The sequence below is a fragment of the Chryseobacterium endalhagicum genome (genome assembly GCF_016745235.1).
Classification (GTDB): Bacteria; Bacteroidota; Bacteroidia; order Flavobacteriales; family Weeksellaceae; genus Chryseobacterium; species Chryseobacterium endalhagicum.
This window is the reverse complement of sequence record NZ_JAELVM010000003.1, coordinates 125,597-139,638: the sequence shown is the minus strand read 5'-3', so window position 1 is coordinate 139,638 and position 14,042 is coordinate 125,597. Positions and strand designations below refer to the sequence as shown.

Sequence of the window (14,042 nt, the reverse complement as noted above, 5' to 3'; positions counted from 1 at the left end):
GGTTTGAGAGTAGGAGTGTAGGAGTGTAGGAGTGTAGGAGCGTTTTAGAGTTTTTAAATGTAGAGTAAAAAAATCTTTGATTTTTTCTAAGACTTATGTGAACTTCTTTTGCGTCAAGCTTTAAACTTATAAATTACTAAAGTGTTTAAAAAAAACTTTTGTTCCTTTTGTGGTTAAAAATAATTTCCCACAGATTTCCCAGATGACACAGATTCTTTATTACGGAAACCATTAAGGAATTTTAAGTTGTTAAGAGTATTAAGATGAGCTTTGCTTTAAGGAATACTGACTTAAGAAATCATTGGATTTTCTTAACTTTTCTTATCTGCTTAACTGATCTTAATGGTTTAAAAGATAAGTTCCCGAAGATTTACAGATGACACAGATCTTTTTTCTGTAAAATTTAATTAAGTCAAAGGAATATAGGCTAAATAAAAAAAACCGTTCAAATTTATTGAACGGTTTTCTTATAAGGAGAAATTAAAGTTATATGTTTCTTGATTTCTTCCTCATGTAGGAAGAATTCATATTTCCGGCAAGGGAACTGATAAACACAATTCCAAAGCCAATATAAGCCGCAAATGCGGTAAGGTATACAATTAAGCTGTTAAAATCAGGGTTTGAGGTATATGCAAAATACACCAATACGGAGAAAACAGCAAAACTCAACAGAAGCATCAGGCTCCATATATTCATTTTTGCGGCATCTTCATTTCTCTTAAAAATCATTTCAAAAAAGTCTCTCATCATAATCTCTTTTTAAGGGTTATACATCTGTTTTCCGCTCTTTAATAGAACGGTCCGGAATCGTTTTCCGATATAATTAGTTGTCCATAGATCATAGTTAAACTTGGCTAAGGTTATGATCTTATGGCCGTTTAATTGTTCTGCATCAGGGTATGCTTTAAGCTGCCCGGAAAGTTTTCGTTTAAAACAGTATTGAATCCGGAAGAGGATTCATGAGCTTTATGACACCGTACACAATCATCATCGTAAAATGGAATTGATAAGAGGATTATCTCTTCCGTTGCATACGGTATCTAAAGAAAAAGGAATCATATAAAATATGATCAATAGCCTTCATCCGGCCCAGCGGAAACTGAAAATCCCGCGGTAACCTTTCCTCATCGTCTGTGTTTTAAATAATTTTTTTTCAATGTATTACCTTGCGAATTTCATGCCAAAGTGAATTTTTTAATGTATTTTTATAACTAAGTAACTTTAAGTTCAGATAAATTGAATGTCGAATGACTCGTGAAAATTTACATAATGATATACAGGATTTTGCTGTAAGGCTCATAAAAATGACAGAAGACCGATGTTGGAATAAAATTTCACATCATCTTACTTTTATCATTTCAGATTTTAATGAGTTTGGTGAGAATATATATGAAAGAGGAAAGGTGAGAAATAAAATAAACAGATCCAAAAAACCTCAGTCATTGGAAGCAGTTATCGAAACTTTAAAGAATGAATATGATGATCTTTATGATGTCAATCTTTACATATTTAAGGCACTGAAGAATGAAACAATAATTGAAATTCAATATTACAGAAAATCAAATATGGAAGCTGATTATTTTGAAGTAATAAAAGATTATCCAACTATGTTACACGCTAAAATAAATCATCCAAAATATAGATTAGAAGGACACAAATTTGATATCAACTGGGAATCTGGGGGATTGAGGCATCTGAGAAATAGCTTAGTTTATGAGATCAGATATAGATTAACAAGTAAATTAGGTAAAAAAAGAAAATCCATATAATCTGGGAAATCTGTGGGAAACTTATTTTTAAACCATTAAGATCAGTTAAGCAGATAAGAAAAGTTAAGAAAATCCAATGATTTCTTAAGCCTGTACTCCTTAAAGCGAAGCTCATCTTAATAATCTTAACGGCTTAAAATTCCTTAATGGTTCCGGAATAAAAGATCTGTGCCATCTGAGAAATCTGTGGGAGATTTTTAACCACAAAAGGAGCAAAAGTTTTTTTTAAACACTTAATTATTTTGAAATTTAAAGCTTGACGCAAAAGAAGTTCACATAAGTTTAAGAAAAATCAAAGTTTTTTTGCTGCCTGGAAATCTGCTCAATCAGTTTAATCTGCGTGAGATTACAAAATAAAAATCAACAAGCCGATCAAATGAAATCATGAAGAATAAAGCCTAAACTTATTCATTCATCTTCATCAGAATCAACTTGCTGACTGAATTTTTACCATCTGCAATAGATGGTGTTTTATATAGAATTTACATTAAATAAAATCCATAAGTTGCTAAAAACTACCAGTTCTTATCAATCATATAAATAAGCTGGGTCATCGTTGAAGCGCCCAAAAGAAGCTCTCTTCTGTTTACCTTTTCAAAAGTATCCTCTTCCGTATGGTGGATATCAAAATACCGCTGCGAATCCGGAGCCAGCTCTGCCGCAGGAACGCCCATATCACGAAGCGGGTAGATATCTGTTCCTGAATATCTGCCTTCAAAATTGTAAATCCCATAGGGCAGGAACAGACTGCTCCAGCCTTTGATCTGGTTTCTCTTTTCGTCATCCATTTCAAGGGCAACTCCTCTTGGTGTAAATCCTCCCGCATCGGATTCTATCGCAAAAAGATGCTTTTCATTCTTTTCTTTGGCTGTTTTTCCATACTGGATTCCTCCTTTTACTCCGTTTTCTTCATTGGCGAAGCAGACGATCCTGATGGTATGGTTGTTTTTGATCCCTAATTTTTTGAATGTTCTTAAAATTTCGATGCTTTGTACAATTCCGGCTCCGTCGTCGTGGGCTCCTTCACCTACATCCCAGGAATCCAGATGTCCTCCCGCTACGATCACGCTCTGGTCTTTTTTACCGGTAATTTCACCGATCACAGAGTGGGAAAGCTTTTCACCTTTCATTCCGCAGTTGGAATTAAGTTTCGCCGTTACTTTCTGTGCCTTCAAAAGAGCTTCCAGTTCATCTGCTGTGGTATTTCCAATGGCTACTGCCGGGATCCTGGATATATTCTCCTCATAACGCATGGCTCCTGTATGCGGAACATCATCAAACGCTGAAGACAAAGATCTGATAATGGCAAATTTTCCTCCTTTTTTCGCGGTTAATGAAGCGGCAGTTACCCTGTATTTTGCGGCATCACCATATCCTCTGAATGTTTCTACAAAAGACTGACTGAAAGGGTAGTTAAAGAATATAATCTTATCCTTTACTTGATCTGGCGTAAGTTTGTCATATTCCGCCATTGATTTAACGATAATGATCTCGCCCGCAACATCTTTTCCGCCTGTGCCTTCAGAATTTCCAAGAGAAAGCATTTTCAGATTTTTCCATTTTCCGTCTGCCGTTTTGATCTGCAGGGATTCCTTTCCTCTGGTCCATACCGGAACCATCACTTCCTGGAGCCATACCTTATCGGCACCTGCCTCGCGTAGCTTCTGTTCTGCCCATTTTACAGACTTTTCATAGGCCGGAGAGCCGCTGAGACGATGTCCGATATTTTTAGTTAAATCCTTAAGGTCTGTATAAGCCTTTCCGTTGTTCAGAATCTCAATGGAAATCTTGCTGAACTGTATAGAATCTTCTTTAGACTGGCCACAAACAGCCATTCCGAAAAGTAATAAAGAAGTTCCGATTATCTTTTTCATAGTTTACCAATTTTTGTCGATCATATAAATAAGTTGTGTCATCACCGCAGCTCCCAGAAGGAGTTCCCTGCGGTTGACTTTTTCAAAAGTATCTTCTTCTGTGTGGTGAATGTCAAAATAACGCTGCGGATCCGGAACGAGCTCTGCCGTGGGAACACCCATTTCATGCAGAGGAGCGATGTCTGAACCGGAATATTTTCCTTCAAAATTATAAACTCCGTAAGGCAGGAAGAGATTAACCCAGCTTTGAATCTGCTTTCTGTTTTGATCATCCATTTCCAGTGAAATTCCCCGGGGTGAAAAGCCTCCTGCATCGGATTCTATCGCAAAAAGATGCTTTTCATGGCTGTCTTTTGCTGTTTTCCCATATTGTTTTCCGCCTTTTGTGCCGTTTTCTTCATTCGCAAAACAGACTGCTCTGATGGTATGGTTATTTTTAATTCCCAGTTTTTTAAAGGTCCTTAAAACCTCAATGCTTTGTACGATTCCCGCTCCGTCGTCATGCGCCCCTTCGCCTACATCCCAGGAATCGAGATGGCCGCCAACAACGATCACGCTCTGATCTTTTTTGCCCGTAATTTCACCAATGACGGAGTGGGAGCGTTTCTCGCCTTTCATGCCGCAGTTGGAGTTGAGTTTTGCGGTCACTTTCTGTGTTTTCAGCAGTGCTTCCAGCTCATCTGCAGTTGTATTTCCGATGGTAACTGCCGGAACTTTGGGAACGTTGTCATCATAACGCATATTCCCCGTATGAGGCACATCATCGAATGCGGAAGACAGTGATCTGATGATCGCGAATTTTCCACCTTTCTGAGCGGTTAAATTAGCCGCAGAACGTCTGTAAGCTCCGGCTTCCCGGTAGGCAATAAAAGTCTGTACATGTGACTGATTAAAAGGGTAGTTAAAGAACACAATCTTATCCTTTACTTGATCTGTCGTAAGCTTATCATATTCTTCCAGGGACTTTACCATAATGATCTCGCTCGATACATCTTTTCCGCCTGTACCTTCAGAGTTTCCCAGGGAGAGCATTTTCAGTTTTTTCCATGCACCGTTGGCGGTTTTGATCTGCAATGATTCTTTTCCTCTTACCCAAACCGGAATCATCACTTCCTGAAGCCATACTTTATCAGCACCAGCTTCGCGAAGTTTCTGTTCTGCCCATTTCACGGATTTTTCATAAGATTCCGTACCGCTTAAACGGTTTCCGATGTTTTGGGTTAAATCTTTAAGGTCAGAATAGCCTTTTCCATTGTTTAAAATTTCTGTGGAAATCTTGCTGAACTGAATGGAATCTTCCATAAACTGTCCGGAAACAGCCATTTGAAACATCAAAAGCGATAGGGTAAGGGTCTTTTTCATACTACCAGTTTTTATCGATCATGAAAATAAGCTGTGTCATGGCAACAGCACCCAAAAGAAGCTCTCTTTTGTTCACTTTATCGAAAGTATCCTGTTCAGAGTGGTGGTAATCGAAGTACCTTTGAGTATCCACCACCAGTTCAGCTAAAGGAATATCTAGTTTTTTCAGGGGTGAGATATCCTGAATAGCTTCAGTCTGATCGAAATCATAAATCCCGTAAGGAAGGAAATAATTTTTCCATTCGAAGATCTGCTTTCGTCTTTGTGGCGGCATATCTAAGGAAAATCCTCTTGGTGAATATCCTCCCGCATCTGTTCCTAAAGCAAAAACATGTTTCTCTTCTCTTTTTTTCACATAGGCTGCATACATTTCGCGTCCCTGTCCTCCGTTTTCGCTGTTGGCATAAAAAACTACTCTTATTGTATGATTATTTTCAATACCAAGCGCTTTGAATGTTCTTAAAACCTCAATGCACTGCGCAATACCGGTTCCGTCGTCAATAGCGCCTTCCCCGAAATCCCACGAGTCTAATTGAGCTCCTAAAACAATCACTTTAGCATCTTTTTTACCCTGAATTTCAGCGATAATATTGGGATTGGTCGTGTCGCCTTTTGACTGTGCAGTCATGTTTATTTTGGCGGTAACCTTTTGATTTTTCAGTAGTTTTTCTAATTCGTCAGCGGATCTTACCCCAATGGACAGGGCAGGAATTCTTACTTTGTCATCAGGTTCGTAGTACACCATTTTTGCATGGGGTGTATCATCCATTGCTGTGGTTAAAGACCTTATAATTAAAGCTTTTGCTCCTGTTTTTGCAATCACGGAAGCAGAAATCAATTTAGATTTTGCGGTTGCCAAATAAGAATCATTGGTATTAATGATCTTCGGGTCCATGGGAACATTCACGAAAACGATTTTACCTTTCAACTGTCCCACGGACATGGCATTAAGTTCAGAAGTAGAATTGATTAAAACAATTTCCCCTGTAAGATCTTTCCCGCCTGTGCCTTCAGAATTTCCAAAAGACAGCATTCTGATATTTTTCCAATCTCCATTAGCCGTTTTTATCTCCAGGGATTCTTTTCCTCTTATCCAGACCGGAGCTTTAGCTTCCATTCTCCAGATCATTTCAATACCGATAGATTTGAGCTTTTTTTCTGCCCATTCCACCGCCTTCATATAGCCGGAAGTCCCACTGAATCGCGGTCCTATGCCTTTGGTAAGTTCGCCGAGATTATCGTAAGCCGTACCATGGGTCATAATCTCGTCTGAGATATTTTTGAATTCATCGTGGTAGTTGAGCTTTACGGTGGTTGCCTTTTTTACAGGTTTTTTCTGTGGCTTTTTCTGAGAAAATAAAAATCCACTCAAAAAGAGTGGAAGTATAATGAAGATTTTTTTCATTTTTTATTTACCTTTCTTTTTCCGATGATAAAAGTAGGGAAAAATTAGGAATTTATTAAGGTTTCATATCGTACATTAGGAGTGCTGTAACCAATTTTGGCTCAATGAATGTGCATTTTGGCGGCATGCTCAGCTTCAGATCTGAAATTTTGATCATATCATTGAAACTTACGGGATAAATTCCAAAACCAACCTTTCCTTCACCGTTGTCTATTCTTTCCTTTAATTGGTTGATACCTTGAAGATTAGAAGTTCCTTTTGCATACGTGATCTTCTCAGAACTGTCCGAATTTTCTATTTTCAGGATATTTTTAAAGATATATTTGTCTAAAAGGTGATGATCCAGATTATCCAGTGACATTTCTTTTGAACGGAGATCGTGCTTCACGTGAAGTGAATAGAATTTACCATCCAGATACATAGAGATATGGAATTTTTGTGATGGGAAATAAGAAGCTTCCCCTTTTTCGTGGATCAGGAAATACTGGTCCAGTTCCTTTAAAAACTCCTCGCTTGAAAGTCCGTTAAGATCCGTTAGAATCCTATTGTAATCGTGGATTTTGATAGACTGGTTGGAAACGATAAAACTGTAAACAAAATTATAGGCCTCGGTTCCGTTGTGTCTCTTATTTTTCTCTTTGTGGTGCTTGGCATTCAGGGCGGTAGAACCGATTCTGTGGTGGCCGTCTGCAATGTAGAAAGAGTCGATCTGATCAATTACTTCCTTGAACTGCTGAAGTTTCAGACGGTTGTCTATTCTCCAGATCTTATGTCTGATCCCAAGGGAATCCGTATGATTGAAGATAGGAACGTTCTTCTCTTCATGATTCATCAGAAGTTCTATCTTGGAATTGGAAGGGTAGGTAAGCAGCACAGGTTCAGCCTGAAGACTTACTTTTTCCAGATAATGAGCCAGTTTTTCCTTTTTCTGGGGAATGGTACTTTCGTGCCTTTTGATCTTTCCGTTCCAGAAATCTTCAATGCTTGCCAGTCCCAGCAGCCCTCTGAAAACCTGTTTATTGGGATAGATCTGCTCATAAAGATAATACGCAGAACTGTCCTGGACCAGTTTTTTTTCGTCCAGAAGTTCTTCAAACGTTGAGCGGATCTTTCGTAAGTTCCGGTCAATATCTTTGGATTTACTTACAACATAGGGTTTAATCATGTTGATGTAAGTATTTTCAACTTGAGCTTTCTCTGCAATTTCCTCTTGGGTGAAATTGTCCAGCGGATGGGTAGGGAAAGTGCTCTCAAAGTCTTTATGAGGTCTTACTCCACGAAAAGGTTTAAAAACAGGCATATTTTATCTTATGGTTTCTTTTTTTAGCTTAATAATCTGTTCTGCAAGTTCTGCGCCGATTTTCTCCTGTGCATCCACCGTATTTCCGCCTACGTGAGGGGAAAGGGACAAAGCAGGGTTCATCAGTAAAGGAAGCTCAGGACTTGGTTCGTTCTCAAACACATCCAGAGCGGCTCCCGCTACTTTTTCGGATTCAATGAAATCAATAAGGCTTACCTCATTGATGACACCTCCTCTTGCAGTATTCACTATGTAGACTCCGTCTTTCATTTTTTCAAACTGAGGCGTGTCTATGATATATTCATTCGTTTTGGGCGTATTGATGCTTATGAAATCCGTGTCTTTAAGGAAAGCATCCATATCATTGGTGGAACTGATCTCAAAATTCAGGCTTTGCCCGTCGAAAAAGTCCAGGGTAAGAACTTTTGTCTTAGGGTTTTTAGTCAGAACCTTGATTTTCATTCCTAATGCTATTCCTATTTTCACCACTTCCTGGCCGATACTTCCAAAGCCGATTACTCCCAGTGTTTTTCCTGAAAGTTCATAGGCATTGCTGAATGACTTCTTCATGGCGTTGAAGTGAGTGTCACCTTCCAGCGGCATCAGTCGGTTCGATTCGTGAAGGAATCTTGCCAGCGCAAAGAAATGTCCGAAAACAAGTTCTGCTACTGATTTTGAAGAGGCTGTAGGTGTATTGATCACTTTGATGCCTTTGCTTTTAGCATAATCCACGTCAATATTGTCCATCCCGATTCCGCCGCGTCCTACAATTTTAAGGCCCGGGCAGGCATCGATCATGTCCTGCTTTACTTTCGTTGCGCTTCTTACCAAAAGGATCTCCACGTTATTTTCATTGATGAAATTGATCACGTGATCCTGTGCCACTCTGTTTGGCAGGACTTCAAATCCTGCTTCTGTAAGGGCCAGTTCTCCTGTTTTTGAGATTCCGTCGTTTGCTAAAACTTTCATGTGTTATTTAGATTTAAAGATTGAAAAATTCAGATATTTAAAAATTTTAAATCGGGTCGCAAATTAATAAATTTAAATGAACTGCTCTAAATCTTTCAATCTTTGAAATTTTTTAGGGTTAAATTATTTGATCGATTTCATTACATCTACCAGAACCTGCACACTTTCAATAGGTAATGCATTGTACAAACTGGCTCTGTAACCGCCAAGACTTCTGTGTCCGTTCAGTCCGCTGATTCCCGCAGCTTTCCACGCACTGTCGAATTCTTCTTTTTTGCTCTCGTCAATCAGTTTAAAAGAAACATTCATCAAAGAACGGTCTTCTTTTACACAAAACGTTTCGAATAACGGATTGCTGTCGATCTCATCATATAAAAGTTTTGCTTTAGCCTCATTTCTTGCTTCTGCAGCTGCAATTCCTCCGTTCTTTTCAAGATACTGTAAAGTAAGAAGGGAAGCATACACCGGAAAAACCGGAGGCGTATTGTACATGGATTCTTTTGAAATATGCTGGGAATAATCCAGGATAGACAACATATTTTCTCTTCCTGTTTTACCCAGAATTTCTTTTTTGATCACCACCAGAGTCACTCCTGCAGGTCCCATATTTTTCTGAGCTCCCGCATAAATCAGGTCAAACTTGGAAAAATCAAGCTGTCTTGAGAAAATATCAGAACTCATATCACAAACCATCAGGGTATCTACTTCAGGAAAAGATTTCATCTGGGTTCCGTAGATGGTATTGTTTGAGGTGCAGTGGAAATAATCATATTCTGAACCTACCGTATAATCTTTAGGGATGAAAGAGTAGTTGTCTTCTTTGGAAGAACCCACTACGTCTACTGTTCCTAATTTTTTTGCTTCTTTAATAGCACCTGACGCCCATGTTCCCGTATCCGTATAAGCAGCTTTACCGCCTACTTTCAGAAGGTTGTAAGGAACCATGGCAAACTGCAGGCTGGCACCGCCTCCTAAATAAAGTACTTCATAATCATCTCCAAGGTTCATCAGCCTTTTTACAATGGCACGTGCTTCGTCCATTACAGCAACGAAATCCTTGCTTCTGTGCGAAATTTCAAGAAGAGACAATCCAATTCCGTTGAAATCTAAAATAGCTTCTGCTGATTTTTCGAATACCTCCTGAGGTAAGATGCATGGCCCTGCGCTGAAGTTGTGCTTTTTGCTCATATTTTTACTTTTTTGGTTGTGCAAGAATTTTACGGACTTGCGTGTTTTTTATTGAAATTTTATTAGATTTTCTGAGATTTATAGTTAAAAAAACCGCCTCAACCTACTGAGACGGAGCCTTTATTATTCACCGTGTAAGAACGCTTTTTTATTAAGCAGCGCTTCATCAGATTCTACATGATCTTCATCCGGAACACAGCAGTCTACCGGGCAGACAGCTGCACACTGAGGTTCTTCATGGAATCCTTTACATTCGGTACATTTGTCTGTAACAATGAAATATACATCATCACTCACAGGTTCCTGCGGAGAATCTGCATCTACAGTAAGTCCTGACGGCAGAGTAACGGTACCGGCCAAAGCAGTACCTTCAGAAGCTTTCCAGTCTACGGCCCCTTCATATATTGCATTATTCGGGCATTCCGGCTCACAGGCTCCGCAATTAATGCATTCATCAGTTATTTTAATAGCCATCGCTAATTTTTTTTAAATTTGCACAAAATTACAAAATATTCCCCAATTTAAAAGTAATTATGAATACCGAAAATCAAGTTTTAGGACTTATTAAGTTAAGTACAACTATAAAAGAGTTTTTAGCAAAGGATCAGGAGACTTATAATGAGAATGATACCGAGTTTGAATTATTGCTGAAAAGATCTGAAACAGAGAATCCGTGGTTTACCCTTGAGAATCAGAAATTTGCCCTGAATCAATGGGCGGAGCTGCTTACTGAAGAAAGCCTAAATAATTGGCTCAGTGGGTATTCAGTTTCTGAAGCGCCCAAAAAAGTAGGACTGATCCTTGCCGGGAATATCCCGCTGGTAGGGTTTCATGACGTGATATCCGTTGTTTTAAGCGGTCATATTCCATTAATCAAATTATCATCAAAAGATAAACTTATGGTGCCGTTCTTACTGAAAAAGTGGAATGAATTTTCTGATAATTCAGTTCAGTTTGAACTGGTGGAAAGACTGGAAAACTTTGATGCCGTGATTGCTACAGGAAGTAATAACACTGCCAGATACCTTGAATATTATTTTAAAGACCATTTAAGCATCATCCGTAAAAACAGAACTTCCGTTGCCGTATTGAAAGGTAATGAAACGAATGAGGAGCTTCAGCTTCTGGCAGAAGATATTTTCAGGTATTTCGGGCTTGGATGCAGAAATGTAACGAGGATTCTTATTCCTGAAGATTTTGTTATTGACAGGCTTTTTGAAAATTTCATCGGATTCCATGATATCATCAACCATAATAAGTACGCGAACAATTATGAGTACAACAGAGCGGTTTATCTCCTGAATATGGATAAATTCTGGGATAATAATTTTGTGATGCTTAAAGAAGATGATAAATTGTTCAGTCCGCTTTCCGTGATCAATTTCAGCAGATATTCGTCTTTGGATGATGTTAAAAACTTTATTTCCGAAAATGAAGAGAACATCCAGTGTATTGTGGCTAAAAGCGAACTGGGACTGGATTCCGTATCGTTTGGAGAGGCGCAGCATCCGGCTCTGGATACCTATGCGGACAACGTAGATACGATGAAGTTTTTGGAAGTGGTCTGATTTTCGTATCTTAACTCACTTATTTCACCAAAGTAAACCATAAGATCATGAAAAAAATATTTTTAGGACTTACCCTACTTGCTTCATCGTTGATTTTCGCCCAGAAAGTAACCGGGGTAAAGGTAGAAAAAGCTCAGAAAGAAGTGCCTGCACAGCTGAGCAAAGAGAAGATTAATCTGTACAATGATAATTTTCTGAAGTTCGTGACTGCGCTTAAATCTTCGGACCGTCCGGCTGTTGACGCGCTTTTGTCTGATAAAGTAAAGGAAATCGTTACCGATGATGTGCTGAAAAAAGTAAAAGAAGGTTTTGATATCAACAAAAAGCTTGAAATCTTAAAAACAGGGTATCATAAACTGATGGATGGCACCAGTCTTCCGAGTATCAACTACAAATATGCAGGAGATGCTTCTTCCAAAGAGGTGATTATGGCCGTATTTGAAGAGGATGGAAAGATCCTTGGGGTGATGCCTGCAAAAAAGACCCAATAATTATTAAATACAATTAAAAAAAATACTAACTATGATGACAGATGCACTCGTTGCACATTCTTCAGATGTGGAGAAAGCAAGTTTCTACAGGAAAACTTACCTGCATGTTGCTTTATCAATCCTGACCTTTATCGGGGTTGAAACTATTTTATTAAAAACGGTACCCATAGAGATCATTGCGATGATGTTCGGGCAGAAATATACCTGGTTGCTGATTATTGGTGTATTCTGGCTGGCTTCCATGCTTGCCTCTAAATGGTCGCTTTCGCAGAGCAGAACGACTCAGTATTTCGGATTAGGATTTTACATCATTCTGGAAGCTGTGATCTTTATGCCGATGATTTACATTGCAGCAGGCATGCAGGGCGGCGGAAATATTATTTTTCAGGCGGCTATGCTTACTATTGCTATGTTTGCAGGTCTTTCTGCTGTAGCTTTTACCTCTAAAAGAGATTTTTCATTCTTAAGAAATATCATCATTATCGGAGGTTTCCTTTCGATTGGATTGATTGTGGCCGGAGCTATTTTCGGATTCAACCTGGGACTTTGGTTCTCGGTGGGAATGGTGCTTTTGGCATCCGCAAGCATTCTTTATGAAACCAGCAAACTTAAAGATGTTTATACTACAGGACAGTATGTAGGTGCTTCTTTACAGCTTTTTGCATCCATTATGCTGCTGTTCTGGTATATTTTGAGAATTTTGATGAGCAGAAGAAGTTAGATTTAAATGAAGAGTGGAGAGTGGAGAGTGAAAATTGTAAATCCAGCTTTAATCTCTTATAAATAATAATCCTGATGATCCGTTCATCGGGATTTTTTATTGGGTATTTTTTTGTAATTTGGGTAACATCTTAATCATGAGAAACTTAATTATGGAAACAAAATTTGAAGGAGGAATTAATATCGCCATAAAAATTCCTAAAAATAAGTACGAGCAGACTGTTTCTTTCTACCGGGATATCTTAAAACTGGAAGTGGAAGAGAAGCCTATCAGCAATCCAACCGTATCAAGAACCCATGAAGTGAAATTCGGAGGTAATATCGTCTGGCTGGACTGTGTGGATAATTATACCCACTCGGAAACATGGCTGGAGCTGAATGTTCCTGATGTTCCGGCTGCCATATCCCATCTTAAAGACCATCAGATAGAAACCTGTGACGAGTTTGAAGAGATTCCCGAAAATACCCACTGGATTACAGACCCTGCGGGAACGGTTTTTATTGTGAAGAACAGGGATTGATGCTTAATTTAAACACAAATAGCGCAAATGTATTCACAAATTCCTTAATCTCTTAATCATCTCAGGATAGTATACAAAAAAATCCCGATGATAGTCACCCGGATTTTTATGGATATTCTTCAATGTATAAACAACAGCAGCCGCTTCAGCAATGGCGTATCACAGAGGCTTTGGTACGTATGTTTAAATAAAATTAAAGAATTGTGAAAATAAGTATTGAGGAAATCCTCAGTAGTATTGTGTTTTTATAATCTTTGAATTATTAAATCTTTAAATGATTCAATAAAAAAATTATTTATCGATAGATCCCAGAACCTTCTGTGCAAAAGAGTTTAAAGCATCCTTTTCACTCATTCCGTTCTGAACATTCGCGTGTACTTCAAGAGCGCCGCAGATATTGGTGATCAGTTCTCCGGCTACATTCAGATCTTCCTCTGTGGTTCCTCTGAACTCGCTGAAGCTTTCCAGAACCTCCAGTGTTTTTTCAAGATTCTCAGGAGTCTGGTTCTGATAAAACTGTCTGATTACGGGTAACTTCATTATGATAATTCGTTAAAAAGGTTAATTAAACTTTCTGCCTGGTTGCTCTGAACCTGGTTTACCAATTCACCGTTTTTAAAAACTGCGAAAGTAGGAAGGTTGTCAACCGTTGCCAGTTTTCTGCTTTCCGGAAGTTTTTCAGCATCTACATACAAAAAAGGGATTTCTTCGTTTTCTGAGGCTAATTTTTTGAATTTCGGCTTCATGATTCTGCAGTTTCCGCACCATGTTGCACCATACTGAACAACCACTTTTTCATTGTCGTTCACGATATTTTGTAGCGTATCTTCTGTTAATTCTGTGTACATTTTGTTGATGTGTTAATGAGGTAATTT

At 38.6% G+C, this 14,042-nt stretch carries 15 protein-coding genes; 5 read left to right on the top strand and 10 right to left on the bottom strand.

What is annotated here, in order from left to right; genetic code table 11:
- Nucleotides 1–486 precede the first annotated feature (486 nt).
- Nucleotides 487–750 carry a hypothetical protein gene (locus tag JET18_RS16375; protein WP_202092791.1) on the bottom strand — a complete coding sequence of 88 codons (264 nt, stop codon included), beginning with the start codon at nucleotides 748–750 and terminating at the stop codon, nucleotides 487–489.
- Nucleotides 751–1,247: 497 nt separating this feature from the next.
- Between JET18_RS16375 and JET18_RS16370 the strand changes: the two genes are divergently transcribed.
- On the top strand, nucleotides 1,248–1,769 hold the full coding sequence (locus JET18_RS16370) for a hypothetical protein (protein ID WP_202092789.1): 522 nt from the start codon (nucleotides 1,248–1,250) through the stop codon (nucleotides 1,767–1,769).
- A 515-nt stretch (nucleotides 1,770–2,284) separates the two neighbouring features.
- Here JET18_RS16370 and JET18_RS16365 read toward each other — a convergent pair.
- The 7 genes from JET18_RS16365 to JET18_RS16335 all read right to left on the bottom strand — a co-directional run bounded on the left by JET18_RS16365 (nucleotide 2,285) and on the right by JET18_RS16335 (nucleotide 10,341).
- On the bottom strand, nucleotides 2,285–3,643 hold the full coding sequence (locus JET18_RS16365; protein WP_202092787.1) for a M20/M25/M40 family metallo-hydrolase: 1,359 nt from the start codon (nucleotides 3,641–3,643) through the stop codon (nucleotides 2,285–2,287).
- Between the two features lie 3 nt (nucleotides 3,644–3,646).
- Nucleotides 3,647–5,005: a M20/M25/M40 family metallo-hydrolase gene (locus tag JET18_RS16360; RefSeq protein WP_202092785.1), complete on the bottom strand. Its 1,359-nt coding sequence runs from the start codon at nucleotides 5,003–5,005 to the stop codon at nucleotides 3,647–3,649.
- Nucleotide 5,006: 1 nt separating this feature from the next.
- A complete protein-coding gene (locus JET18_RS16355) occupies nucleotides 5,007–6,410 on the bottom strand; it encodes a M20/M25/M40 family metallo-hydrolase (RefSeq protein WP_202092784.1) in 1,404 nt (467 codons plus the stop codon).
- 55 nt (nucleotides 6,411–6,465) lie between these two features.
- A complete protein-coding gene (locus tag JET18_RS16350; protein ID WP_202092782.1) occupies nucleotides 6,466–7,710 on the bottom strand; it encodes a DUF1015 domain-containing protein in 1,245 nt (414 codons plus the stop codon).
- A gap of 3 nt (nucleotides 7,711–7,713) precedes the next feature.
- Nucleotides 7,714–8,679, bottom strand: coding sequence for a D-2-hydroxyacid dehydrogenase (locus JET18_RS16345; protein ID WP_202092780.1), 966 nt, complete (start codon nucleotides 8,677–8,679; stop codon nucleotides 7,714–7,716).
- Between the two features lie 123 nt (nucleotides 8,680–8,802).
- The gene (gene serC / locus JET18_RS16340; RefSeq protein WP_202092778.1) at nucleotides 8,803–9,867 is read right to left on the bottom strand and encodes a 3-phosphoserine/phosphohydroxythreonine transaminase; all 1,065 of its coding nucleotides are present in this window, start codon (nucleotides 9,865–9,867) and stop codon (nucleotides 8,803–8,805) included.
- Between the two features lie 123 nt (nucleotides 9,868–9,990).
- On the bottom strand, nucleotides 9,991–10,341 hold the full coding sequence (locus tag JET18_RS16335; protein ID WP_034727562.1) for a 4Fe-4S binding protein: 351 nt from the start codon (nucleotides 10,339–10,341) through the stop codon (nucleotides 9,991–9,993).
- Between the two features lie 59 nt (nucleotides 10,342–10,400).
- Between JET18_RS16335 and JET18_RS16330 the strand changes: the two genes are divergently transcribed.
- The 4 genes from JET18_RS16330 to JET18_RS16315 all read left to right on the top strand — a co-directional run bounded on the left by JET18_RS16330 (nucleotide 10,401) and on the right by JET18_RS16315 (nucleotide 13,167).
- Nucleotides 10,401–11,435 carry an acyl-CoA reductase gene (locus JET18_RS16330; RefSeq protein ID WP_202092776.1) on the top strand — a complete coding sequence of 345 codons (1,035 nt, stop codon included), beginning with the start codon at nucleotides 10,401–10,403 and terminating at the stop codon, nucleotides 11,433–11,435.
- A gap of 47 nt (nucleotides 11,436–11,482) precedes the next feature.
- Nucleotides 11,483–11,926, top strand: a complete 444-nt coding sequence (locus JET18_RS16325; RefSeq protein WP_202092774.1) for a peptidylprolyl isomerase — start codon at nucleotides 11,483–11,485, stop codon at nucleotides 11,924–11,926.
- Between the two features lie 31 nt (nucleotides 11,927–11,957).
- On the top strand, nucleotides 11,958–12,647 hold the full coding sequence (locus JET18_RS16320) for a Bax inhibitor-1/YccA family protein (protein ID WP_202092772.1): 690 nt from the start codon (nucleotides 11,958–11,960) through the stop codon (nucleotides 12,645–12,647).
- Nucleotides 12,648–12,783: 136 nt separating this feature from the next.
- Nucleotides 12,784–13,167, top strand: a complete 384-nt coding sequence (locus tag JET18_RS16315) for a VOC family protein (RefSeq protein WP_228728575.1) — start codon at nucleotides 12,784–12,786, stop codon at nucleotides 13,165–13,167.
- Between the two features lie 291 nt (nucleotides 13,168–13,458).
- Here JET18_RS16315 and JET18_RS16310 read toward each other — a convergent pair whose 3' ends face one another.
- The gene (locus JET18_RS16310; protein ID WP_062652252.1) at nucleotides 13,459–13,707 is read right to left on the bottom strand and encodes a DUF6952 family protein; all 249 of its coding nucleotides are present in this window, start codon (nucleotides 13,705–13,707) and stop codon (nucleotides 13,459–13,461) included.
- Nucleotides 13,707–14,015, bottom strand: a complete 309-nt coding sequence (locus tag JET18_RS16305) for a thioredoxin family protein (RefSeq protein WP_099767022.1) — start codon at nucleotides 14,013–14,015, stop codon at nucleotides 13,707–13,709. The genes JET18_RS16310 and JET18_RS16305 overlap by 1 nt, the downstream gene beginning before the upstream one ends.
- Between the last annotated feature and the right edge of the window lie 27 nt (nucleotides 14,016–14,042).